The following is a 26,238-nucleotide window of genomic DNA, read 5'->3' as shown; positions in this document are numbered from 1 at the left end:
ACACAGAAATATAAATAATTACATAAAATTCATCGGGTCAAAATCGAACTGTACCTGGAGCTGCCTCATAATGCCTTTCATCTCCCATGTATCGAGAACTTTTTCCAATACATCCTTTATTCTCATAAGCTCAGCATGATCCTTGTGCTTTACATAAATAACTATGCGATATATATCGTTAATCTTACTTATAGCAGCAAAAGAAGGCCCTATGACAGCAGCATCTCTTATCTGCATTCTGTCTATGTAGGCTCTGAGCTGATTTGACCGTTCTTTTCCAAAGCTCTCATCCTTAGCCCATATCTGTATCGCCAGCATATGCGCCGCAGGAGGATAACGAAGGAGACTCCTGTAAGAAATCTCTTCCTCGTAAAAAGCCTTGTAATCCTGAGCTGCAGCGCTTACCACTGCGTAGTTGTCAGGCTGATAAGTCTGTATCACTACATTTCCGGGATGAGTTCCTCTTCCGGCTCTTCCTGCAGCCTGGGTCAGAAGCTGGAATGTACGCTCTCCTGCCCTGTAATCTGAGGCATTTAAAGACATATCAGCTGCCAGGATTCCTACCAGTGTCACGTTTGGGAAATCATGCCCCTTAACTATCATCTGAGTTCCCACGAGGATGTCTGCCTCTTCTGACGCAAAGGCTGACAAAATCTTCTCATAGCTGCCCTTGGCTCTTGTAGTATCAGCATCCATTCGAAGTACTCGTGCCTTTGGATAAAGCTTATTTACTTCCTTCTCTATCTGCTCAGTTCCTGCTCTGAAAGCTGAAACATATTTAGATCCGCATTCCGGACAAATTCTGGAAACAGGCTTTGTATATCCGCAGTAATGACATACCAGCATGCCGCCTCTGTGCTCTGACATTGAAACATCACAGTGAGGGCATTTAAATACATAGCCACAGGACCTGCATGACACAAAGCCCGCAAGTCCTCTTCTGTTGATAAAAAGCATCGCCTGGTGTCCTGTATCCAGACAATCCTGCAGTTTTTCCTGCAGACTTCTGCTGAAAATTGATCTATTTCCACTCCTAAGCTCTTCCCTGAGATCTGCAATTTCAACCTCAGGAAGTGTACCTCCGGTCAGCCTTCTGTTTAGCTCAAAAAGTTTATATTCTCCAAGCTGCGCCCTGTAATAAGCTTCCAGTGATGGAGTTGCTGACCCAAGTACTACGCTGGCTCCTCCCGGAACAAGCTTTGCCAGTTCAATTGCTGTCTCTCTTGCGTGATACTTAGGCATTGTTTCACTTTTATAGGAGGTTTCATGCTCTTCATCAATTATGATGAGTCCCACATTAGGAAAAGGTGTAAACAGCGCAGATCTTGGTCCGATAATTATATCTATATCTCCTTCTCTCGCGCGCCTTGCCTGATCATACTTTTCTCCCGAAGAGAGCGTTGAGTTCATAACTGAAACTCTCTCCCCGAAATGCCTGTAAAATCGCATAAGTGTCTGATATGTAAGCGCTATTTCAGGAATGAGCACTATTGCCTGCTTCCCTCTGTTTATTATCTCATCTATCATGGCGATATATACTTCTGTTTTGCCGCTTCCTGTTATCCCATGGATAAGATATGTCTGTCTTTTTCCATTGTCATAGTCACCTATCACACTGTCGACTATTTCTCTTTGCTCATTGCTAAGAACAATCTGTTTTTCTAAAGCATTGACATCTCCTACAGGATTCCTGTAGTACTCTTCACTCTCGAGCAGAATGATTCCTTTATCAGAAAGTGCCTTAATAACTGCCGAGGTTACATTAAGTTTTCCTGTCACAAGCTCATAAGGAATCCGCTCCGCAGGATTCTCAAGCAGAGCTTCCAGGAGCCTGGCTCTTGCAACCTGATGCTTTTTCACAAAAGTGTTATAAAGCTCCCGGGCTACCTTGCTGTCAACTTTTAGCTTTACATAGCGATGTGTAAGCGCTTTTGATTTTTTCCTCACAGGAATAACTGTTCTCAAAGCATTTATCATCGTTGAGCCGTAGTTATTTTTCATCCAGGCGGCAAGCTTTATCATGATGCCTTCTGCCGACATCTCTCCTTCATTCAGACCTAATATTTCCTTGGTCTTTTCCGGATCAAACTTAGGGATGTCAGTTATCTCAACAACATAACCCGTTCTTACCGTGTTTCCTTTCCCAAATGGAATACTAACGCAGTTCCCCGGTTTAATTCTGTCTGCAAGCTCAGCAGGAATCTTGTACTGAAAAGGTCTGTCTACCTTCTCATGTGAGATATCAACTATTATGTTTGCAAAAGAGTAGCTCTGCTTTTCCATCAAGCCTTTTCCTGAATTTCCTTCAAAATCTCCTGTATAAGGACTCTTTCATCCATAGGATACTTAACACCCTTGATTTCCTGATAGTCCTCGTGTCCTTTTCCAGCAAGTACAATAATATCTCCCTGCTCTCCATGCTCTATAGCATAACGTATAGCTTCTTTTCTGTCTTCAATCTTAATATATTCGCCATCGGTCTTCTTCATGCCGGTTTCAATATCATTCATGATATCCATCGGATCCTCAAAACGTGGATTATCTGAGGTTATGATAGTAAAATCAGCAAGTTTTCCACTGACTTCACCCATTTCAAATCTTCTGAGCTTTGATCTGTTACCGCCACATCCAAATACACTGATAAGACGTGTAGGATGATAATCACGAAGAGTGCTGAGAAGACTCTTAAGTGCCATTGCATTGTGAGCGTAATCTATCATAAGCGTAAAATCATCTGACACCTTGACCATCTCAATTCTTCCCTTAACATGAGCCTTTTTAAGTGCTTCAGCTATTACATCCTCTTCACATCCGAGCTGCTTTGCAACATCGATTGCACAAAGAGCATTATAGACACTAAATCTACCAGGTGTGGGAACCTGTGCATGCATCTCAACTACTCCTGTGGTATCGAACATAACACCAAGTTCACCCGGCTTGTGAAGATATGCAAGATTTATGGCTCTGAGATCCGCTTTTTCTGAAAATCCATAGGTTGTAAGCTTGCAGGTGTGATCCTTTGTAACCTCTTCCATTCTAAGGTCATCTGCATTGGCAATACCAATTCTGCACTGTTTAAACAATAATCCCTTACAGTGCATATAATCCTCAAAGTCCTTATGCTCACCAGGACCAATATGGTCAGCTTCGATATTGGTAAATACGCCAATGTCATATATAAAGCCCTGACTTCTGTGGAGCATAAGCGCCTGTGAAGACACCTCCATAACAACACAATCACAACCGGCATCTACCATTTTGCGCATATATCTCTGAAGATCGTAGGACTCAGGTGTGGTGTTTTCAGCATGAATATGCTCATCACCAATTATTACCTCAATCGTTCCGATAAGTCCGCACTTATGTCCTGCATTTTCCAACATATTCTTAATAAGATAAGTTGTAGTGGTTTTTCCTTTTGTTCCGGTAATACCTATTGTCTTAAGACTTTCTGCAGGATTGCCAAACCACTGGGCTGATACGAATGCCATGGCATATCTAGTGCTGTCTACCTTAACAACAACTGTATCTGTTCCTTCTTCAATCTCTACATCCTTCTGAACAAGAATAGCTGCAGCTCCTTTCTTAGCTGCCTCATTAGCGACACTGTGTCCGTCAAAGTTCATGCCTTCAATGCAGATAAAAAGGCATCCGGGAGTGATCTTTCTATTATCATTAACCACTTCTGTTATCTCTACTGCAGATACATCAGCAGCTTTGTCAGTTCCCCCTACATAAGCTTCAAATTCCAGCTTTTCAAGCAATTTTTCAAGTTTCATAACTCTCTCTCCTATTCTTAATAAATTCATAAATAAATCTACTGTTTTTCTTAAGTTTTTGAACACAAACAGTTCACATTTTAAATGTATATTATTATCAAGATAGTTGATGAACTAACTATCTCCCCCTCATAAGAAACCGCAGACACACGCTTTTTAAGCGTGTGTTTTGTGGTTTATGAAGAAATTTTTGAAGATTATAAAGGACTTATCTGTGAACCATATAGATTCAGCAGATAAAGTCCTTTTTATTTTTGAAAGATTTTCAGCAAAAGTCCTTGAGTATAATCTGTACACTTTCTTCACCTCTAAATTCATTAATCTTTGGCTGATATGCAATCTTAATTGACATATTATCATTACATCCACCATTATATAGCTTTTCTCTTCTCTCTGCACCAAAGTTAATGTCAAGAAATTCATTCCATCTGTCGAAAATGCTTCCAAACACCATCATTTCAAAGCATTGGCCCTCTTCATCTCTTACCGTCATCTTTGCAACATTGGCATTCTTACCAATAATGCGTCCTTTTATGAGCCTGACATTTCTGGCTGCAAAAAGAGGCTCGGGATTTCCTTGTCCAAAAGGTGCGAGACTCTCAATTTCTCTTAAAAGATTCAAAGAAAGATATCTTATGGGAAGCTCCATATCAAGGTGAAGAATCTCCACAAAATCCTCGGCTTTCAAAGTACTGTTCTTATTAAGCGCTTCCCTGAACATCTCAAGATTTTCTTTCTTTAATGAAAATCCTGCAGCAAGCTTATGTCCGCCGTATTTTGTAAGAAGTTCTCTGCACTGGCTTAAGCCGTCAAACATGTGATACGCCTCTATTGATCTTCCAGAGCCCTTTACAAGATCATCCTTCGCATCAGTTACTATCATTACCGGATGGTTTACTTCTTCCCTAACCTTACCTGCAATTATTCCAGCCAATGATTCATGAAGCTCTGGCATGTACAAAACAAGAACATCCGGCAAATTATCACCATATTCAGAAAGAAGCTCCATAGCTTCATCTTTTCCCTGCTGAGTCATATCCTTTCTGCTGTCATTTAGTTCCTTAAGCTCCAGGGCAATCTCAGCCGCTTTACTCACATTCTGCTCCGTCAAAAGCTCAATGCCTCTCATTGCAGTATCAAGCCTTCCTGTGGCATTCAAACAAGGGCCGATTACAAACCCGTAGATATAGCAGCTTACATTGTAGGGATCTATATCATTAACCCTGAGAAGTGCCTTTAAACCTTCATTACCGGTTCGTGTTATGGCATCAAAGGATCTTTTGACAATTATTCTGTTCTCATCCTTAAGCGGCATGACATCACATACCGTAGCCCATCCTGCAAATATGGTCATTTCATCAAAAAATGGTCTAAGATCCTTCTCTTTTGTAAGTCCCATTTTTTCAGTCAGAACCTGGATGAACTTATATGCAACCATAGCTCCGCATATCTCATGAAAAGGATAAATCTCATCCCTTCTTTTGGGATCAACGACAGCATCAGCCGGTGGTAAAACCATCTGATCCTTGTCCTCCTCTGAATAGCTCACTTCATGATGGTCTGTTACAATAACTGTCATTCCCAGTTCCTTAGCATGTGCTATCTGAGGAATAGCGGCGATACCATTATCACAGGTAATGATCATCTGCTTTCCATCTTCATAGGCCTTGTCTACAAGTGAAACGCTAAGTCCATATCCATCATGAATACGATGTGGCAATACAACATCTACATTTCCACCGCAGAGCTTAATTCCTGCAAGCAATATGTAGGATGAGCATATTCCGTCTACATCATAATCACCTATTATTCTTATGGAATCACCTGCCTCTATCCTATTCTTCATGATATCAGCTGCAAGATCTATATCCTTCAGAAGATGAGGATCATGCAGATACTTTTCATCCCTGCTAAGGTACATATCTATATCTGCATCTTCAAAAACATCTCTGTTTCGTAATATGCGTGCAGTTATTGGTGAAATTCCATGATCCTTAGCTATTTTCTGAAAATCCGCACCTTTTCTGATTTCTAACCATTTTGCCATATTAAACCTCTGTCTTGTCATTTGGGGCTTTACAGTTCAAAGTCCATTCAAAAGTAATGCCCCTTAAAGATAAAAAGGCTGCCGCGTATGCGGCAGCCCCTCTGAAAATTATTTAAAATAATTATTTTGAAAACTTCTTTTTAAGATCAAGCCATATCGGTGATGCGATAAAGATTGATGAATATGTACCTGCAACTACACCTGTCATAAGCGGAAGTGCAAAGTTACGAATATCCGGCACACCGAAAATGAACAGTGAAAGAACCATGATAAAGGTTGTAATTGAAGTAAACAGGCTTCGTGTAATAGTCTGACTTACACTCTTATTAACAAGTTCTTCAAGCTGATCCTTACGATTCATGAATACCTGATTCTCACGGATACGGTCAAAGGTAACGATTGTATCGTTGATTGAGTAACCAATGATAGTAAGGATTGCTGCGATAAATGTACCGCCAACCTGAATTCTTGTAAGTGCATAGCAGGTAATAACAATAAGTGCATCATGCGCAAGTGCAATAATTGCAGCTGCACCAAATTTGATATCTCTGAATCTGATCCAGATATATGCAAGCATAAGTATGAGTGCAATAATCATAGCTGATGTAGCATCTGCACGCATCTCATTACTGATTGTTGAACTGATACTCTCAGCTGAAATGTTCTCAGCAGGAACAGAATAATCTGTTCTGAACATGTTATCTATAGCTTCACGCTGTGCAACAGTAAGTGTTACTGTCTTGAAGATAACCTGGTTTGAACCGGCAACTGTCTGAACCTGAACTGAATCAACGCCTGTAAGATCTCTGATCTTAGGAACTACTTCACTATCAAGCTTCTCTGTTGTCCATGCCTCATTAAATGTTACACTTGTTGATGTACCGCCAACGAAATCAAGACTATAGTTAAATGCGCCTTCGCCACGTCCGCCGTTAATACCCATAACTACGAAACCGATAACGATTATTGCAACAGATATTCCGTAGAACATCTTTCTCTTTGTGGTGAAATCGCGAAGCTTAAGTTCTTTAGCTTTTCCATACCACTTCTTATCCTCAAAACCAAGGCCATAGAAGATATTTGTGATTGCTCTTGTAACAAACAGAGCTGTAAACATTGATACAACAATACCAAGTGCAAGTGTTGAAGCAAATCCCTTAACGGTACCTGTTCCACGAAGACCAAGGATTGCTGCAGCAATAAGTGTTGTGATATTTCCATCAAGAATAGCTGAAAGAGCTTTACCGTAGCCGGTCTTGATAGCAGCCTTAACATCTTTACCGCCTGTAATCTCTTCTCTGATACGGGCAAATACAAGCACGTTAGCATCTACCGCCATACCTACTGAAAGGATGATACCTGCGATACCGGGAAGTGTAAGTGTAATCTCAAATGCTGAAAGGAGAAGTATCTCAAGTCCGCAATAGAATGCAAGAGCTACACTCGCAGCTACACCCAGAAGCTTATAGAACACGATCATGAACAGGACGATTGCTACAAAACCTGCAATAGCAGCGATCATACTTGTATGAATAGCATCTGAACCAAGCTGGGCACCTACAACGTTTGAACGAAGTTCATTAAGCTGAAGCTTAAGTCCACCGATACGGATCATTGAAGCAAGGTTTGAAGCTGACTCAAATGATTCCTCACCTGTGATTACTGCTCTTCCGTCTGTAATCTCAGCCTGAACATTAGGAACGGAAATAAACTCTCCATCATAGTAGATACCGATTGACTCGCCATTTGCAAATGCCTTCTTTGTAGCATCAGCGAATTTCTGTTTTCCTTCATCAGTGAACTCAAGAGAAACAACTACTTCCTGTGTATTTGCTGTACCTGAATTCTGATAGCCGGCCTGAGCATCAGCAACATCCTCACCCTTAAGTACGATTGAACCGTTTGCTTCAAGCTCTTCGATAGACTTGTTAAGAGCATAGCCTATCTGACCATCTTCACTAAGAACATAATTGCCGTCATCATCAACTGTGAATCCGGAATTATATGTATAGTTTTCATTACCCTCACTGTCAGTCTGCGCAATGAAGTACAAATTACCGGGCTGTCCAAGTTCTTCGAGAATCTTGTTAGCATCTGTAACACCGGGAATTTCGATGTTAATACGGTTTGAACCTTCCTGATAAACCTGTGACTCTGTGCTGTACTGATCTACACGCTGCTGCAGCTTGTAAATAGTATCTGACATGTCTTCAGCACTGGGAGTTCCATCCCCAAGTACTTCATAAGTGATGCTGACACCACCCGCAAGATCAAGTCCGAGATCAATACTCTTAAGTGATCCTGACTTATCGCTTCCCAGGCCATACACAGATGTAAACCCAAGACCTGCAAGCAGCAAAAGTGCCACAAGCAAAGCGACTACTGATTTTACTCTTTTCATTTCTTTCACCCTCCATTAAGCTCATTCGGCTTGAGCTGCTTTGATCATTATAGCGCATTCTACACGCTTTCTCTGCAGTTCACATCCCGTATGATAGGTTGTATTTATGTCGCCGTTAAAATTGTAGGCGTTTGCAGCACAACCTCCGCTGCAATAATATCTCGCAAAGCACTTCTGACACTCAGGTCTGGAGTACACATTGCTCTCTTTAAACTGTTTCTGAAGATCAGGTCTTGTGATTCCTTCAAAAACATTACCCATAATAAAGTCTTCATTACCAACAAACTGATGACAGGGATAAAGATCTCCCCAGGGTGTTACACCCAGATATTCACACCCTGAACCGCATCCTGAAAGTCTCTTGGCAACACATGGACCACCTTCAAGGTCTATATTGAAGTGGAAGAAATTAAACCCTTTTCCTTCCTTCTGTCTCTGAAGATAGAATTTTGCAAGTTCATCGTACTGCTCGCAAAGATAAGGAATATCCTCTTCCTTGATAGCATACCAGTCCTCAGGCTTAGCCACAACCGGTTCAACAGATATCTGCTTAAATCCAAGATCTGCAAGATGCTTAACATCCTCACAGAAATCCAGATTGTTGTGAGTAAAGGTTCCTCTCACAAAATATCTGAGCTGATGACGGCTCTCTGCCACCTTCTTAAACTTGGGAACTATATTATCGTAAGTACCCTGTCCGCCACGCATAGGACGCATCTTATCATTGACTTCCTTACGTCCGTCTATGGAAAGGACTATATTACCCATTTCCTTATTGGCGAACTCTAAAATTTCGTCATTAAGAAGTGTACCATTTGTTGTAAGTGTAAAGCGGAAGTTCTTATCATGTTCCTTCTCAAGGCTTCTTCCGTACTCTACAATCTTTTTAACTACTTCCCAGTTAAGCAGAGGCTCACCACCAAAGAAATCAACCTCAAGGTTTTTCCTGTTTCCTGAATGCTTAATCAGGAAATCAAGAGCTGCCTTACCGACTTCCTCGGTCATAAGGGCTTTCCTTCCGTGATATTCACCCTCGTCAGCAAAACAGTATTTACATCTGAGGTTACAATCATGAGCGATATTAAGGCAAAGAGCCTTGATTACGGTATCTCTCTCCTTGAATTCCTCAACATAATTCTCATATACATCATCCGTATACAAAACCTCGCCTCTGCGAAGCTCAAGTATATCAGATATCGCATCACTTATATCCTCTGTGCTGTACTGTGAAAAGTTATCAGCCACTTCAGAAAGAAGCTCTCCCAAAAGCACCTCATCACTTACAGCCTCTGCGCCCTTTGCAGTAATATCTGCAGAGCCAAAGCGCTTAATCAAATTCTCTTCCACAGGGTGGATGAGATCAAAAACAATGTCATCCACTACGTGAACAGAACCACTGTTTACATCCAGAACAATATCGTATCCGTTGTTCTTGTATGCATGTACCATATAAAATTCTCACTACCTTTTCTAATTAAAATATGACTAATTGATCGACATACAGGCTACAGCCCTCTCTGCCAATTCATTAGTTTCCTTAAATCCTGCCGGATTCTTGCCGGATATAGTTTTCATAAATCAAGCAGCGGCATGGCCGCTGCCTGGTTTTAAAAAACTATTTAGTTTAAACAACTATTACTTAGCAACCTGCTCGCAGCTCTGGTTACCAACTGTGCAGGAAGTCTTGCAGGCAGACTGGCAAGATGTCTGGCATTCGCCGCAGCCACCCTTCTTCATGGACTCCTTAAGATTTCTTGTTGCAAGTGTTTTTACATGCTTCATAATACGTCTCCTTTTCATTCAGGAATAATACTGAAAAACAACAGTTTTCCACAATTCAGTAGTATATCATAATTTGAGCACTGCGAAAAGCAACTTTTTGGATTTATATAAATTTAAGAATATGACTATTTCACAATCTCTTCAGTGGGCTGTTCAGCCTCTGCCATGCTTTCCTTCTCTTCAAATGCCCCTTCCGGAATATAGACAAGAACATCCGTAATTCTGTTTCTCTTTATGGCACTTGCTGTAAGTTCAACGCCATTTGGAAGCTTTGTGGTCTCGCCACCTCTGGGAAGTCTGTCTAAGTTTTCAATCATAAGACCACCAATCGAGTCATAATCATCAGATTCAAAAGCAGTTCCAAGAGCATCATTCACATCATCAAGCTTCATATTGCCTTCTACAAGGAATCTGCCATCACCAAGCTCTCTTATCTGCTCTTCCTCATCAGAATCATATTCATCTCTGATCTCACCGACAATCTCCTCAAGAAGATCCTCAAGGGTTATCATTCCGACGGTAGCTCCGTACTCACTCAGAACAAACGCAACATTCTGAGCATTTTTTCTCATCTCCATAAGAAGATCGGCTGTCTTTTTATATTCGTAGGTGTAATATGCTTCACGCAGATAGTCACTGATTTTGAAATTATCTTTGTCTGAAACAAGAACCATATCCTTAATGTTTATCAGACCTATGATATTATCCTGATTTCCTTCGTACACCGGAATTCTTGTGTACATCTCCTGCTTGAAAACTCTTAATACCTCATGGTATTCGGCGTCAGAGCTGACACAGCTCATGTCTATTCTGGGGATCATTACATCCTTGGCAACTGCATCCGAAAATTCGAACACATTGTAGATTATTTCCTTTTCGCCGCTCTCTATAACACCGTCTTCATGGCTTACATCAACATATGTCTTTAATTCATTTTCAGTCATCAATTTATGATTATTTCTGTCCACTCTGAAAATCTTAAGGACCATGTCAGCCACCGCATTCACTATCCAGATCAGCGGAGTAAGGATTTTCATTATAAAGAGGATTATTCCGGCATAAAAAAGAGCCATATTTTCAGCATAGGTCGTAGCTATAGTCTTGGGAATAATTTCACCAAGTATAAGTACAACTATCGTTAGTACACCGGTTCCTATACTTATCGCCCAGTCGCCCCATATTCTCTGGACAAAGATCGTAGCCAGAGCTGAAGCAGAAAGATTGACTATATTGTTACCTATAAGTACTGCAGATAACATATCCTGATAATCATCCAATATCTTTTGGACTCTCAGAGCCTGCCTGTTATTCTCATCCACAAGAGTCTTTATCCTTACTCTGCTGACACAGCTCATGGCTGTTTCTGCAGATGAAAAAAATGCAGATAAGAATACCAGAAGAATCAAAATGATCATCTGTATTATGTTCTGTTGCAAGCTAGTAACCTCCTTAGGTCTTATATTCTTTGATAGAATTTCAAAAATTATCTGTTACCTTCTACTATACCAAAAATATCGTCAGGTTTCTCAGCAAAAATTGTTCCACCTGCATCTATCTGCTCCTGCCTGGTTCTGAATCCCCATGCCACGCTTATACAGGGCATTTGGGAATTCTTCGCTGTATTTATATCCACGTCGGAATCTCCAACATATATACATTCATCCGAAGTTACTCCAAGAATTTTCATTGCCTCAATTACTGTATCCGGAGCCGGTTTTTTTCGAATATCCTTAGTCTCTCCTATGGCAACGTCAATAGTATCCTTAAAATACAGATCAGCAAGCTCTTTTGTGGCATCCATAAACTTATTCGATACTATAGCCAGCTTATATCCGTTTTTCTTAAGCTTTTTTAGAACTTCAGGAATCCCTTCATAAGGGCCGCTGTTATCATTACAATGTATTTTATAATGATCTTTAAAGTCCTGAAAAGTATCTTCAAATTCCGGATTTGAAAGTCCATCAGGGACACATCTTTCCATAAGCTTTTGAACACCGTTTCCTACTCTGTACTGTATTTCTCCAAGCGTACAGGTTTCCATCCCATGCCTGGCCAGGGCATAGTTTACACTGTTTTTCAAATCTTCCAGAGTATATAAAAGTGTACCATCCAGATCAAATATTACTGCTTTAAATTTTGACATTTATGACAATACTGCCTTTCCGTTTCCAATTGGAAACTATTTTTGTTTCATATCGTGCAAATTGCCAGATGAGGAACCTCATCCGGCAATTAATTTACATACATTAGTGTTTAAGTTCTGTCTTATAGAAATCCTTAAAGTCATTATAGCCCTGGCTGGTAAGCTGTTCCTTCTGGAACTTCTTGTTTTTATTCATTCTGACCACCAGAACCTGTTTACCATTGGCTCTTTCTTTCTGAGCCTCAGAAATAATCTCTGAAAGCTGTTCTCCTCCGATGCCTTTCTCAACAAGAAATGCCACCTTGTCCTTCTCATCAGGAATCTTGAAGCCCTCATCCATCATGATCATGATGATTCGTTCAAATCCGATTGAGAAACCGCAGGCCGGTGTATCCTGACCTGTAAATTTACCTACCATCTTGTCATAACGTCCGCCGCCTCCACAGCTTCCGCCATACTGAGGCATAGCAACCTCAAAAATTGTTCCTGTATAATATGACATTCCGCGAACAAGCGTAGGATCAAAAACAAGCTCAAATTCAGCACTCTTAGTGGAATCTACACTTGAGATAATCTCTTCGAGATTGTTCTTTACGTCACTATCAAGGAAGTCACCAAGTTCATCTGCAAGGAATCTTATGCCGTCAATTGCGCCCTTTCCTTCCACGTTCTTAAAAAGATTAAGGTACTTATCAATACTCTCCTTGGAAAAGCCGTCCTTCTCCAGTTCCTCTGCAACACCCTCAAGTCCAATCTTATCCATCTTATCAAGAGTTATGAAAACAGAATCATAGCTCTCCTCGGGGAATCCACTGTAAGCCGCCATGGCCTTGAGCATACGTCTCTCATTTATTCTTATCTGGAAGCCCTTAAATCCAAGTCTTCCAAGAGTAGTTGTGGTTGCAAGGATAAGCTCAATTTCAGCGAGGTTTGTAGGTTCGCCAAGGATATCAATATCACACTGCATAAACTGACGATATCTACCCTTCTGAGGTCTGTCTGCTCTCCACACGTAGCCCATCTGAAGTGCCTTAAAAGGTGAAGGCAGCTCATTCTGATGATTTGAATAATATCTTACAAGCGGAACTGTCAGATCATAGCGAAGTCCTGAATCAGTAAGATCATTTTCCTCTTTAGCCGATTCAAGCTTAAGCTTCTCACCTCTCTTCATAATCTTGAAGATCAGTTTTTCATTCTCTCCGCCCTGCTTACTATTCAGGTTAGCAAGTGATTCAACACAGGGTGTATCAATAGATGTAAATCCAAACCCGGCATAGGTCTCCTTGATAACTCCAATAACATAGTCCCTGAGCTTCATCTCCTCAGGAAGAATGTCTTTCATGCCTGTCACCGGTTTCTTAATTAATGCCATATAGGTTACCTCTTCTTTATTTTATAATTTGACTCGAAAATACCTCGTCAGGTGAAAAGCCAAGGAAGTCATGCTCTCGCTTTGCTCGCCATGACACGTTCGCACCAGACTCGAAAATACCTCGTCAGGTGCTCACAGCCATTTAAGTGGATTGCTGAGCTCTCTGGCCCTTTTCACTATTTCCTCACGGTTATGCTTGATATAGAATTCGAGCGCAGCGATTTCATCCTCTTTAAAGCCGTCGGACTTAAGAATCTTATAACCTGGAATAATCCCTTCTGCTGTATCATTCTCTCTAAGGTTCCTGGGTCTTGTAAAATAAATCCGGATAAAGGTCTTTCCTGATTTTGATGTAAGGAACCCTGTCTGTGTCATCTTAAACGACTGCCCGAAATTCTTCATCTTTTTACCCTCATAATAAGAAATATATTCATCCAAAAATAATAAACGTAAACGTCAAAAATTACAAGTCAGTCGACAATATGATTTCTGCACCATACCAAAGCATAAAAGACAGGCGAACCTGACAAGGCTCATATTATCCTTGTCAAATCCGCCATTTATCTATCATCATCCTGCTAAAAAAATATATTAATCCAATATTTACCAAGGACTATCCTAAGAGTAATCCATTAATGTTTTAGTAATTCTTCCATAAAATCTATATAAACTGCAACAAAAGGCGCAACCTCCTATAGCTGCGCCTTTTCGTAATTACAATTCTATTGTTCCTTCATCAGATTCCGGAGTTATCACTTTCTCTCCAATCTGAAGTTTGTATGGTTTCTTTTCTCCCTCTGCTTTATAGCTATAGCTTATACTGTCTTTCTTAAATCTCACGGTCAGTGAGCAGCCTGAAGTCTGATCCTGCTTTACGAGAGTGCAGGTCACTTCTTTTTCTTCATCAGTAGGGAATATTCTGAAGGTTACTCCATCTTCAAAGTCATAGTCAGGCCTGGTCTCATCCGCACCAAACGGAATTATTGAACCCTGCCTTGCAAAAAGCGGAAGACTGAAGTAATCATACTTCTCTGTATACCACTTACCACCCTCTCTCTTTTCTCCGGAAATAAGATGGGTCCAGGTACCATCAGGAAGGTAGTACTCTCCAATTCCCTGATCATTGAAAATAGGTGCCACAAGGATGTTTTCACCCAGCATATACTGTCTGTCCAGCACTTTACAGTTTCTGTCCTCGGGGAATTCCAGGAACATCGCTCTCATCATAGGATAACCATGCTCACTTGCATCCTTTGCTGTCAGATAAAGGTAAGGCATGAGCCTCATCTTCAGATTTACAAAGGTTCTAAGAACATCACAGGCCTCATCACTATAGTTCCACGGTACTCTGTAGGAGCCGCTTCCATGGAGACGGCTGTGTGAGGATAAAAGTCCGAACTGAATCCAGCGCTTATAAACATCCTCAGTACTTGTGGCTTCGAAGCCTCCTATGTCATGACTCCAATAACCAAATCCACCAAGTCCGAGGGACAGTCCGCCACGGAGGGTTTCAGCCATTGCCTGATAATTTGAAAAACAGTCTCCTCCCCAGTGAACCGGGAACTGCTGGCAGCCTGTTGTGGCACTTCTGGCAAAAAGTACAGCTTCTTTTTCGCCCTTTTCCTCCTGTATAACTTCATAAACTGCTTTGTTATACAAATATGTATAGTAGTTATGCATACGCTCTGGATCAGAGTGATCAAAATACTCTACATCTGTGGGTATTCTCTCACCAAAGTCAGTCTTGAATGCATCAACGCCCATTTTGAGAAGCTCACGAAGCTTTTCCTTGTACCACTTAACTGCATCAGGGTTAGTGAAATCCACTATGGCTTTTCCTGCTTGCCAGTCATCATTTTGCCAGACCGTTCCGTCAGGACGTTTTAACAGATACCCGTTCTCTTTTCCTTCTTTGAAAAGATAGGATTTCTGACCTATGTAGGAATTTATCCATACACAGATGTTGACTCCCCTGCTCTTTAGTCTCTTTAACATCTCAGGAGGATTAGGGAAAAATCTCTCATCCCACTTGAAATTACACCACTCGTTTTCTCTCATCCAAAAACAGTCAAAGTGGAATACTCTCAAAGGAATCTTTCTATCTGCCATTCCCTGAATAAAGCTGGTAACAGTCTCTTCGTCATATTCTGTCGTAAATGATGTTGAAAGCCACAATCCCATTGTCCATGCGGGAACCATGGGCGGTCTTCCGGTGAGAGCTGTATACTTTTCAATAACCCCCTTTGGAGTTCCTCCATATATTATGAAATACTCCAGTTCCTCTCCGGGAACAGACAGCGCTACTTTAAAGTTTCTCTGTGACTCTATCTCAAGGGATACTCTGCCGGGAGTGTTTATAAATACGCCATAACCCGAACTTGTGATATAAAAAGGAATATTCTTATAGGCCTGCCATGTACCTGACCCGCCATCCTCATTCCAAATATCAACACTCTGACCATTCTTAACAAAATTCGTGAAATGCTCTCCAAGTCCATAAACCATATCACCTACATTAAGTCTTAGTTCATCTGTCATGTAGGTCTTACCATTTTTTACATCCTCCATATGTGCCATGGATCTCGTTCCTGAGGAAGTCAAAAGCTTCCCGTCCCCATAAAAGAGGATATCAAATGGTTCCGTGCGGGCAGCCTTCATTTCAAGGCCGCCTGTCTTAAAGGAAAACTCATTATTTTCATAGCTGACTTTCGGCTTCACCGGCTGCTCATTGATGTTAAATGCAGGCACTTTTCCAGCCTGTCCGGCAAAGTGGACAAGATTTACTTTTATAACTCCTTCCATGGGTGAAGTGATCGTCTCAGTATCATATGGTAAGGATACCGCCGTATGCCTGTCCATACCCGGTCTTTCAGCCAGATAGAATGTAAGTGAGTCCTCTGTCATATCATAATCAAATATATTAAAACCATATCCCGGCTTTATACCGTCGGCCATGAGCCAGTTTCCATCTATAAATTTCATTTTGTCATTCCCTTCCCTAAGAATAATCCTTCATATCAGCCCTTTACTGCACCTATTGTGATACCTGTAACAAAGTATTTCTGCAGGAAAGGATAAACTATAAGCATAGGCACCATAGATATGAATACCTTTGCAGCCTCCAATGATTTGTTTGAATTCTGAGACAACTGCTGATACTGCTCTGCTGTAAGAGTTACTCCAACAGGTATCTGAACGGATATCTGTCTTATGTATGTCTGCAGCGGATAATTCGTTTCCTTATTCATCAAAACCAATCCCTGGAAATACTCGTTCCAGTATCCTACTGAAACAAAGAGCACTACAGTTGCGATTATAGGCTTTGAACAAGGCACGATGATCTGCCAGAGTATACGCCAGGGACCTGCGCCATCAATTGCTGCTGCCTCCTCAAGATCTGAAGGAAGATTTCTGAAGAAATTCATCAGAAGGAGCACATTGAAAACCGGCACTGAACCTGCAAATACCAGTGCAGCCATAGTATCAATAAGACCATAATTTTTCACTGTAATAAACCACGGAATTGTACCACCGTTAAAAAGCATGCAGAACACCAGAATCCACATAAGGATTCCTCTAGGTTTCCACACCTTGTTTGACTTTGAAAGCGGGTACGCCATCATGATCATGGCAACCATCGACCATATCGTACCAAGAACAACTCTTATAATGGAAATTCTGAAGGAATTCCAGAAGGCACCGTCATTCATGATAAGCTTATAGGTCGCTGCAGTCAGTCCTATAGGATAAAAAGTAACAAGACCTCCCTCTGCTGCCAGTTTGTTCGACAAAGATACACATAATGTGTACCACAAAGGATACAGGCAACTAAAGGCAAGTATTGTAAGCAATGTGTAATTAAAAATTTTGAAAATCTTACTTCCCAGAGATTTACTTTCGATCATATTCATATTCAGCAACCCCCTTAGAAGATATTGTAATCGGCATACTTATTTGCCAGAACATAAGATGTCACAACCAAAATAAAGCTTACAACAGATTTAAACAGACCTGCTGCAGTTGCAAGTGAGAACTGCATGTTGGTGATACCTATTCTGTAAACATAAGTATCGAGAATATCACCGGTTTCCATAACCAGTGAGTTGTACATATTAAATACCTGATCAAAACCTGCATTTAAAACATTACCCATTGCAAGAGTAGTAAGAAGTACTATTGTCGGGATCAGACCGGGAATAGTGATGTGCCATACAGACTGCCATTTACTGGATCCGTCTATTGCTGCAGCTTCATATAATGTAGGATCTATTCCTGTGAGAGCTGCAAGGTAAATAACAGCGTTATATCCGAATTCCTTCCATACATCGGTTCCGATAAGAAGCTGCCTGAAGGTCTTAGGCATTGTCATCAAAAGTATGGGTTCACCTCCGAAGGTCTTTATTATCAGATTCAAAATACCGCTGGAACCAAGCATATTTGTGACAATATTTGCCAGAATAACCCATGAGATGAAATGAGGCAGGTAAACTATCGTCTGCACGGTTTTCTTGAATTTCATATTCCTTATCTCATTTAAGAGAAGTGCAAATATAAGGGGTATCACGATATTGAGTACCACCTTAGATATAGCGATGATAAGAGTGTTCGCCAGCGCCCTCTTTGCATCAGGTATAACCAGCAGGTATTCGAACCATTTAAATCCTACCCATTTTGATCCAAACCAGCCCTTGCTGGGGTTATAGTCCTGAAACGCCATTATGATACCCACCATAGGTACTATGGAAAACATAAACAACCATATATATCCCGGAATTACCATTATCCAGTATGCTATACCGTTGCTGCGCGTCCTTCCTTTTGCTGAAGATTTCTTTTCTGCCAAATCAATTACCCCCTTTATGTAATTACAATCTCGTCAAGTGCTATGCGCTCTAATGCGCATCCCCATAGCGGAGCGCTTTTTATTCAATAGGAAATCCGAAGGAATTTCCTCGTATTAAAAAGGCATCCCGGCAATTCTTTGCCGGAATGCCTCGGACTAACTTTAGTAATGGTTAATTAAGCATTCTGGATTATTTCAAAAACTCATCAACCAACTCAAGAATCTGATCACCACCCTGAACATGCCAGTCTGAGCAGAACTGATCCCACTCATCAAGACTTCTTGCACCTGTGATGAACTTAAGGATTTCTGCATCCTCAAGATCAGATACTGTTGTCCAGTATGTATCCATACCATCGATTGTGTAATAAAGTTCTGAATAGATCTTCTTGTCAGGTGTAACGGTAGCATATGGACGGTCGCCTATGAAAATAGCATAGAAACGATTGAACTGGCCGTTGTTTGTCATAACATCCATATCTGTTACATGAAGCTCATTGTTGGGATCGTAATCAGGGGATATAACCTCTGAAAGTGTAGCAGCATCATTTGCAAGATTCTTGTAAAGTCCATTGAACTTTGAGCCGCCCTGCTGATAATCTTCAACAGAAGTCTCACCTTTAAGAATACTCATCAAAGCTTCATATTCATATTCGCACTCATCTGCTGCTGCCATGGTATTTCTAAGCGGATACCAGTCAATAGCCACGGATGTATCAAATATTGACTCATCTCTTACAAGTACGTTGTTAGCAATGATAACAGCCTGCTTAACATCATCAGAAGCATTCTTATTTACCATTGTGTATGTGGTTCCGATATCCTTCATGTGAATGTTCCACTCACCCTTATTGTTGTAAAGAGGATAAGCCTGCCAGTCAGCATTAGGATCATTTCTGAAGGAATCGCCATTGCCGTATCCAAGTGACCACCAGGGTCCCATGAAGATACCGCAGGTACCGTTCTTAACACCGTTTGCATTATCGCCGTTTGTAGTGATACCAACCTCAGGATTGATAAGGCCCTGCTCATACCAGTCATGAAGTGTTGTAAGAGCTTCCTTCATCTCATCAGTTGTTGTTCCCCAATAAAGCTCACCTGCATCATTTCTTAGGAAATATCCGGGTGTTGCATCAAATGCCTGATAAAGGGCATCAAAGCCATATCCGTTATTTGAAGAATTAAGGAAGTTTGAATATGTACGTCCGCCTGCATCTATGCCTGCGATTGAATAATCAGGAGAAAGTCCTTCTTCCTTAAATTTCTTAGCTGCTTCGCCAAGCTCTTCTACTGTCTTAGGTGCCTCAAGACCAAGCTTATCAAGCCAGTCCTGACGGATAAAGTAAATATAAACACCATCTGTATCAACAGTGATATTTGGAAGTGCACAGAATGTTCCGTCAACCGTAGCATTTTCAAATGCTCTCGTGCCTGTTGTCTCTACAATCTGCTTAACCTGTTTGGAAGCATAATCATTAAATACTGAACCCAAATCAGCAAGCTCGTCTGCTCTTGCAGCCTGAACAAGATAATTACGGTTAGGAGCTATAACTGCATCCGGAAGTGAATCAGATGCGATAGCAAGAGAAACCTTCTGCTGGAAATCTGCATTATTACCTGCTGTCCAGTCACAAACCATCTTAATGTTGTAGTTATCAAGAAGATATCTTGTGTACTGGTTATTATCAACCGCATCACCCTCAGGAAGTGTGGTATCTACAGGATTAACCTGATAGCCGTAATGAACTTCTACTACATGATCAAACTTCTTGAATGCTCTGTCATCATTCTCTCCGGGAACCGCATCATCTGCCTCGGAATCTGCTGACTTCCAGATAGCCTGAATTCCTTCACCTGATGCTGCAGGCTCGCTGCTCTCTTCTATAGTATCTGCTGCTGTTTCTTCTGATGCAGTATCTTTGGAAGAATCCTCTGTGGTCGTCTCAGTTTTGCCGGAATCTGTACTCTCCGGAGCAGTTCCGCCTGAAGAGCTTCCTGACCCTCCACATGCTGTCATGCTGACTGTCATAACCGTAGCCAGCAAGGTTGCTAAAACCTTCTTTTTCATATTCACCCTCCTTAGAAAAATATTGTCGATAAATTCTCTGTCCATATAGGATCAGCCTTCGTCTTATCAAAAGCATCTTCCTGCTTTTCGTCAAAAAGCAATATTCTCAGATATAATCATAAAAACATGATCTGATTGAATATTTATTCAGTGTTAACGTTAACCCATTAGCATTGAGTTTTTCCTTGATCTAAATTTAAATGTATTCAACTTGTATTGCTTTTTGTGAAATTTGTATATGAATTTATCGAAATTAGTTGTTCTGTAATACATTATGGATATATATTGTGGTTAAGTCAATACAATTTAGTCATATTTACTAAGATGTCAAAAAAGTAGGGTGTTTTTTTAGATACTATGCTTATAAATCACCAACCATCTATCAAAAAAGTTCCATCAATTCTTTAATTTACTCATTCTGAATTCATTTGGAGTCATTCCCATCATTTTCTTAAACACCATGCCAAAATAGCTGGGGCTCTGAAAGCCGCACAATTCTCCGATTTCTGAGGCCTTTTTCTCAGGATTATCAATAAGCAGATGTTGTGCGTGCATCATTCGGATTTTTGTAAGTTCAGCAATGATAGTAGAATTCATATGGTGCTTAAAAATTGTACAGATATATTCAGGTGTTTTCCCAAGTTTTCCACTGATATCAGTGATAGAAATATTCTCCTGATAGTGGTTTTCCAACTCCAGCATTATTTCTTTAACAAGAGGGGAATCAACAACTTTGGTAAAATCATTTATCATGGAAATATTTAAGGATAGCTGAACCAGAATACTGTAAAGAATCTCTGAAAACATATACTTTTTGTCAGGTATATCACGTTTTGTCATCCGATAAAGACTTTCCAGTTTTTTGCAAAATTCCTCAGGGGAACGCAGATGATAGGTTCCCGATTTTACAAGTCCAAGTGTCTGTAACAGGACGCTGCAGATCGGCCCTTCAAATCCAATAAAATGAAGAGTGAAATTATCAGAGAGTCCTTTATAGCTGTGACCTTCATTTGCATTTATAAAAAATCCGGTATCCTCCTCTATTATCCTTTTTTCATCATTTATTATTAGTTCTCCGATTCCCTCTGAGCAGTAAAACCACTGATAAACAGGAAGTCCTCTTGGCCTGTTTATAGGCTCCTGGTGGTGATTTATACCTATCATTCTTAGTATAAGCGGAAGCATTTTTCTCTCACCCGGGATAATTTCAAATGACTCAATCATAATTACCTCTATAGATTACATTAAAATATTTATATTCATAACACTATTTTAATATTGAGACAGACAACCGGTCAATAATAGAATATCCATAAAGCAAAGCGTCGATAAAGCTGTGACAGCAGAATTATTTTTATACAAGGAAGGGAAACAGAATGAGTACACCAGTTGTAAAGAAGGATGAAAAAGGAATATATACACTTTTTGTAAACGATAAACCGTTCTTTTGCAGGAGCGGTGAAATTCACAACTCCAGCGCATCCAACATGGATTTCATGGAAAAAGAAGTGTGGGAAAGGCTAAGCGGACTCAACATGAACTCAGTAATAGTGCCGCTTTACTGGGAACAAATCGAGGAAGAGGAAGGCAAATATGATTTCACACTTATTGACAGTATAATTGATAAAGCTCGCAAGGAAGATATGAAGCTGATTTTTCTGTGGTTTGGACTTTGGAAAAACAGTGAATCCATGTATGTTCCGGGCTGGATGAAAAAGGATCAGGAAAAGTATTTTCATGTAGAAAAGGTAAACGGAGAAAAGCTAAATATCATATCCCCCCTTTGCCGGGAGGCCGTTGAAAAGGATAAGAGCGCTTTTTCAAATATCATGAAGCATATCAGAGAATATGATGAAAAAGAGTCTACTGTCATCGTTATGCAGGTTGAAAATGAAATAGGAGTACTCGGCAGTGAAAGGGATTATTGCAAGATTGCAAACGATGCATTTGACAGTAAAATACCTGAGGTTGTTGAAAAAATCTACGATGCCAAAGGAAGCTGGAAGGAAGCTTTTGGTGATGATGCAGAAGAATATTTCATGGCTTATTACTATGCAAAAGCTGTGGAGGAAATCGCAAGTACAGGTAAAAAGGAATATGATCTTCCATGCTATGTAAATGCCTGGCTTAAGCAATACCCCTGGTATAGAGGCTCCTACCCCACCGGCGGCCCTGTAAGAGGCGTTCATAAGATATGGAAGGAAATTGCAAAAAGCCTTTTTGCTCTGGCGCCTGATATTTATGTGCCATATTGTGCTGATGTAATTGATGAATATACATATGATGAGAATCCCCTGTTTATTCCGGAAATCCGCAAGGATGCTGTGGCTTCATCATATTGCCTGTATTCCTTCTTTGGTAAAAATGCAATATGCTTTTCACCCTTTGGAATTGAGGAGCTTTCGCTTGATCCGTCTGTAGTGGACAAGCCGCCGATGGAAGTGATGATTGCACTCAATATCGATCCGTCAGCCTTTGATATCACGGGAAGTAAGGAAAAACTCAGTGCTGCTTACGGACTTATCAAAAACATGGAGCCAATATATCTTAAATACAGAGGAACAGAGCATCTTAAATCCTTTGTAAGGCATGGTGAAAATGACTTTGGAGTATTTGCCGGTTTTGAAAGCTATGATGTAGCAATCTCATATTCTCCGAGAATGGCAACTCATCCTCTTGGAAATGTATCCATATTCGAGCTCTCTCCCAATAAGTTCATAATTGTCGGGGCAGAGTGCTCCCTTAAGTTCAGAGCAAAGCCAGGTGAGGATAAAAAGGCAGATTATTTAAAACTTGAAGAAGGTGAATTCATTAACGGAGAATGGAAACCCGGACGCATTCTAAATGGCGATGAAAAGATGACTTTGAAATTCGGTGATATACCTAAGGCATACATTGCCGAACTGTATAAATATTGATAATTTCTTCCTGCGGGCACTTCTACTTTGCCCGCAGGAAGTCATTTATTTACTCAACTCCGGTAACGATAACATTTTCAAGTCTTGTGAGAGCCGGAATATTGAAATTATCGTACTGTCTTTTCTCTTTTGACATATACATTTCATTAATAAAGTTTTCCATGCATCCTGAGATGGAGCCACCACTTACAGGTGTCACCTTATCTCCGTCATGGTAATAGCCAAGTCTGATTTCACCTGCAATATCACCAGAAATAGAGTCCACCTCAAAATCAGAAAACTCCACTATTTCGAGATACTTACCGCTTCTGATTTCCTCTGCTGTCTTGCTTCCGCCTGTAACATCAAAATTGTATGCAAGATAAGAATCCTTAATATTCAGATAATATCTGAATCTCCTGCCACCAAAGAAAGTCTGAGGCACATTGTTTTCAAGAACTGTCATGTCGTAAATAGCTGCACCTTCTTCGTCCACATCAAAGTTCCTGGATGAGTTTGGAAGATTTCTCACTGATTTAAGTGTAACCTTGTCACCTTTCGCTTTAGGAGCAACATCCTTGCCAATTTCCCAATCGGAATACTTGCTGTAGATAAATCCTGCATTACACTTTTCTACAAACCAGCTGTAAATCTGAACTGCATCACTTGTAGGAAATACAACTGCTGCTTTGGAAAGCTTCGGTGTAGGCTTTGCTATAAGCTTATCCTTTCCGTACTTAAGAACCTCTGAGATATCCTTCTTTAAGTTTTCCTTGTCACAGGTTCCTGCCTTGTACATTCTGTAGAGCTCTATCTCATGGTCATTGTCTTTCGCATTGACAACGACTTCAACCATTGATGAGGGATATTCAAAAGTGATATCTATTCCCTCAGAGTTGACAAATCTTCTCTTGTTTTTTTCAGCAAAAATCTCATAGGAGTTTATGTATTCTGTGTCAGTCTCCGGAAGCTCTTTCATTGCAGCAACAAAGTTCTCTGCTATCTTTGAAACATCAACATTGCTTTCCTTTGAAGCCTCAAAATCACCGGGTTTATTTAACTCATAAAAGGGATTCTTTACGTTCTCCGCACGTCCTATGAGTTTATCTATCTCATCTTTTATCTCTTCCTCTGAAAGTGTAGGATATATCTCGCCAGACGCACTTCCAAGCATTTTCCCGTCATCAAGCTTCTTATAAACTTTAACATTTATATGTTCAACGTCTCTTACTCTGTTCTGATCAAGCTTATGCTTTATAAAGTAAAATTCGTAACCAAGAGTTACTGTATCTGTAATCTCAAAGCCATCTGCAGAAGATGCCTTGAGTATTTCTATAATTTTATCGGTCATCTTGTTTCCTTTCGTATATGCCTTATAATCAGTGAAATCATCCAAGTCTTGCTACTGCCTTAAGGTACGGGCCGCCATCAGATACTTTGACCCATTCCTTATGTCCCTTACCGCAGCCACCATTACCAAAGGATTCACGGTCGGTGCTGACCATGGAAACTGATCCTAAAAGATCCGGCACATAACCGGTCATTACAACAGGTGCCACTACTTTTCCTGTAAATTTACCATCTATGATTTCGCGGCCTCTTGCCACAATACACTGGATTCCCCAGTGCTTGGGATCCTCCATGCCGGAGAACATACCCTCGAGATAATATCCCTTTTTAACAGACGCAATCATGTCATCCTTGGAATCACTTCCGCTATCAAACATGGTATTGGTCATTCTTGTATAAACCTTGTGTTCGAAGTTTTCTCTCTTTCCATTACCGGTGGGCTTGGTTCCAAGTCTAAGAGCCGCAAGAGCATCACAGACTCCTGTCTTAAGAATTCCGTGATCTATTTCTGTCACATCACCGGCAAGAGTACCCTCATCATCAAAGGCATAGCTTGCAACATCAACAACACAGTTTGCACCTTCATGCATAGATACAAGATCTGAACCTACGCGCTTGTCGATATACTCTGCTCCAAGTGCTCTTTTCTTTACAAACATATCCATCTCAACGCCGTGGCCAAAGGCTTCATGGGCAATAAGTCCTGTAACTTCGGGGCTTGTAATAATCTCATATTCCCCGGGAACAACAGGAGAAGCACTGAGCATATCTCCCACTGCATTTACTGCAATCTCAACCTTTTCTTCAAGGCCGTCAAGTATGCCTGCGCCTGTTCTTCCAGATACGCCCTCAACTGTCATGGTATTTCTTCCGTTCTTCATACCAATTGCAAGAACAGATCCTTCAGTATACACATAACTCTGACGCATATCTCTGTTCTTTGTAAGGAAAAGCTTACAAACATGAGTAGACTTTGCAGAAACCGGAGCGTCGATCATAAACTCCTTAAGAGAAACCGCCTTATCACTGTAGCTTTGAAGCTTTTTCATAAGAGCGCCAAGATCAACATCCTCTGGCATCACATCTGTCTCCATCTCTGTGAAGACTTCAATCGGCTCATCCTCAAGCTTTGCAGTATCAAAAATTTCTGTACCTGTCCTCTTCAGGATTTCTATCTGATCATCGAGAATTGTCTTAAGCTTAGCTGCCATGGCCTGCACATCCACATCAGGCTTATTAAAAGAATACTCACTGTAAAGTCCATCCTTATAAACTCTGACAACACAACCTCTTTCTGTTGTCATGTTTTCACCTGTTATCGCCTTGCTCTTTTGTGATGCCTGGATAGAGAAGCCCTTGGAATCACTTGCAAGAACGCTTACATAATCATAATCTGAAGAAAGTGCATCAATCAGCTGTTTGAGGCTTGGTGCAAGCTTTTCCAGATATGATGAAAATTTTGCTTTCATTAACTTCATTACCTCCAAATATATTAATTCCCCTCGTTATTTGTACTAAAAAACTCTGAGCTATAAGCAAGCCCAGAGTTTTATTTT

The 26,238-nt window shown here is 40.6% G+C and carries 18 protein-coding genes; 1 reads left to right on the top strand and 17 read right to left on the bottom strand.

Annotation, left to right across the window (positions count from 1 at the left end; genetic code table 11):
- Nucleotides 1-18 precede the first annotated feature (18 nt).
- The 15 genes from priA to T501_RS03230 form a co-directional block, all read right to left on the bottom strand.
- Complete coding sequence (gene priA, locus T501_RS03300; protein ID WP_044913310.1) at nt 19-2,283, bottom strand: replication restart helicase PriA; 2,265 nt, start codon at nt 2,281-2,283, stop codon at nt 19-21.
- Nucleotides 2,283-3,779: a UDP-N-acetylmuramoyl-L-alanyl-D-glutamate--2,6-diaminopimelate ligase gene (locus T501_RS03295; RefSeq protein WP_026510256.1), complete on the bottom strand. Its 1,497-nt coding sequence runs from the start codon at nt 3,777-3,779 to the stop codon at nt 2,283-2,285. The genes priA and T501_RS03295 overlap by 1 nt, the downstream gene beginning before the upstream one ends.
- Before the next feature lie 265 nt (nt 3,780-4,044).
- A complete protein-coding gene (gene recJ, locus T501_RS03290; protein WP_044913309.1) occupies nt 4,045-5,826 on the bottom strand; it encodes a single-stranded-DNA-specific exonuclease RecJ in 1,782 nt (593 codons plus the stop codon).
- 121 nt (nt 5,827-5,947) lie between these two features.
- Nucleotides 5,948-8,227, bottom strand: a complete 2,280-nt coding sequence (locus tag T501_RS03285) for a protein translocase subunit SecDF (protein ID WP_026510258.1) — start codon at nt 8,225-8,227, stop codon at nt 5,948-5,950.
- A 21-nt stretch (nt 8,228-8,248) separates the two neighbouring features.
- The gene (gene scfB, locus T501_RS03280; RefSeq protein WP_044913308.1) at nt 8,249-9,676 is read right to left on the bottom strand and encodes a thioether cross-link-forming SCIFF peptide maturase; all 1,428 of its coding nucleotides are present in this window, start codon (nt 9,674-9,676) and stop codon (nt 8,249-8,251) included.
- A 186-nt stretch (nt 9,677-9,862) separates the two neighbouring features.
- Nucleotides 9,863-10,009: a six-cysteine ranthipeptide SCIFF gene (scfA, locus tag T501_RS03275; RefSeq protein WP_044913305.1), complete on the bottom strand. Its 147-nt coding sequence runs from the start codon at nt 10,007-10,009 to the stop codon at nt 9,863-9,865.
- Nucleotides 10,010-10,134: 125 nt separating this feature from the next.
- Nucleotides 10,135-11,445: an HlyC/CorC family transporter gene (locus T501_RS03270; RefSeq protein WP_155994779.1), complete on the bottom strand. Its 1,311-nt coding sequence runs from the start codon at nt 11,443-11,445 to the stop codon at nt 10,135-10,137.
- A gap of 47 nt (nt 11,446-11,492) precedes the next feature.
- Complete coding sequence (locus T501_RS03265; RefSeq protein WP_044913302.1) at nt 11,493-12,152, bottom strand: HAD family hydrolase; 660 nt, start codon at nt 12,150-12,152, stop codon at nt 11,493-11,495.
- A gap of 103 nt (nt 12,153-12,255) precedes the next feature.
- Nucleotides 12,256-13,524, bottom strand: a complete 1,269-nt coding sequence (gene hisS, locus T501_RS03260) for a histidine--tRNA ligase (protein WP_044913300.1) — start codon at nt 13,522-13,524, stop codon at nt 12,256-12,258.
- A 132-nt stretch (nt 13,525-13,656) separates the two neighbouring features.
- A complete protein-coding gene (locus tag T501_RS03255) occupies nt 13,657-13,926 on the bottom strand; it encodes a hypothetical protein (RefSeq protein WP_026510263.1) in 270 nt (89 codons plus the stop codon).
- A gap of 312 nt (nt 13,927-14,238) precedes the next feature.
- Nucleotides 14,239-16,506 (bottom strand): alpha-xylosidase, encoded by a 2,268-nt coding sequence (yicI, locus tag T501_RS03250; protein ID WP_044913296.1) that lies wholly within the window; start codon nt 16,504-16,506, stop codon nt 14,239-14,241.
- Between the two features lie 35 nt (nt 16,507-16,541).
- Nucleotides 16,542-17,435 carry a carbohydrate ABC transporter permease gene (locus tag T501_RS03245; RefSeq protein ID WP_242832982.1) on the bottom strand — a complete coding sequence of 298 codons (894 nt, stop codon included), beginning with the start codon at nt 17,433-17,435 and terminating at the stop codon, nt 16,542-16,544.
- A 14-nt stretch (nt 17,436-17,449) separates the two neighbouring features.
- Nucleotides 17,450-18,367 (bottom strand): ABC transporter permease, encoded by a 918-nt coding sequence (locus T501_RS03240; RefSeq protein WP_330363585.1) that lies wholly within the window; start codon nt 18,365-18,367, stop codon nt 17,450-17,452.
- Between the two features lie 190 nt (nt 18,368-18,557).
- Complete coding sequence (locus T501_RS03235; protein ID WP_044913294.1) at nt 18,558-20,435, bottom strand: extracellular solute-binding protein; 1,878 nt, start codon at nt 20,433-20,435, stop codon at nt 18,558-18,560.
- A gap of 396 nt (nt 20,436-20,831) precedes the next feature.
- Entirely contained in the window at nt 20,832-21,659 is an 828-nt protein-coding gene (locus tag T501_RS03230; RefSeq protein ID WP_044913292.1) for a helix-turn-helix domain-containing protein, read from the bottom strand.
- Nucleotides 21,660-21,811: 152 nt separating this feature from the next.
- Between T501_RS03230 and T501_RS03225 the strand changes: the two genes are divergently transcribed.
- Complete coding sequence (locus tag T501_RS03225; protein ID WP_044913290.1) at nt 21,812-23,353, top strand: DUF5597 domain-containing protein; 1,542 nt, start codon at nt 21,812-21,814, stop codon at nt 23,351-23,353.
- Nucleotides 23,354-23,402: 49 nt separating this feature from the next.
- On the opposite strand, the gene T501_RS03220 is transcribed toward T501_RS03225, so the two are convergent.
- Together T501_RS03220 and T501_RS03215 are read right to left on the bottom strand one after the other, a co-directional pair.
- On the bottom strand, nt 23,403-24,683 hold the full coding sequence (locus T501_RS03220; RefSeq protein WP_044913455.1) for a metallopeptidase TldD-related protein: 1,281 nt from the start codon (nt 24,681-24,683) through the stop codon (nt 23,403-23,405).
- 37 nt (nt 24,684-24,720) lie between these two features.
- The gene (locus tag T501_RS03215; protein WP_044913288.1) at nt 24,721-26,151 is read right to left on the bottom strand and encodes a TldD/PmbA family protein; all 1,431 of its coding nucleotides are present in this window, start codon (nt 26,149-26,151) and stop codon (nt 24,721-24,723) included.
- Nucleotides 26,152-26,238: the final 87 nt, after the last annotated feature.

Origin of the sequence: Butyrivibrio sp. WCE2006 (assembly GCF_000701985.1) — a bacterium.
Classification (GTDB): domain Bacteria; phylum Bacillota; class Clostridia; order Lachnospirales; family Lachnospiraceae; genus Butyrivibrio.
This window is presented reverse-complemented; position numbering and strand designations above follow the sequence as displayed.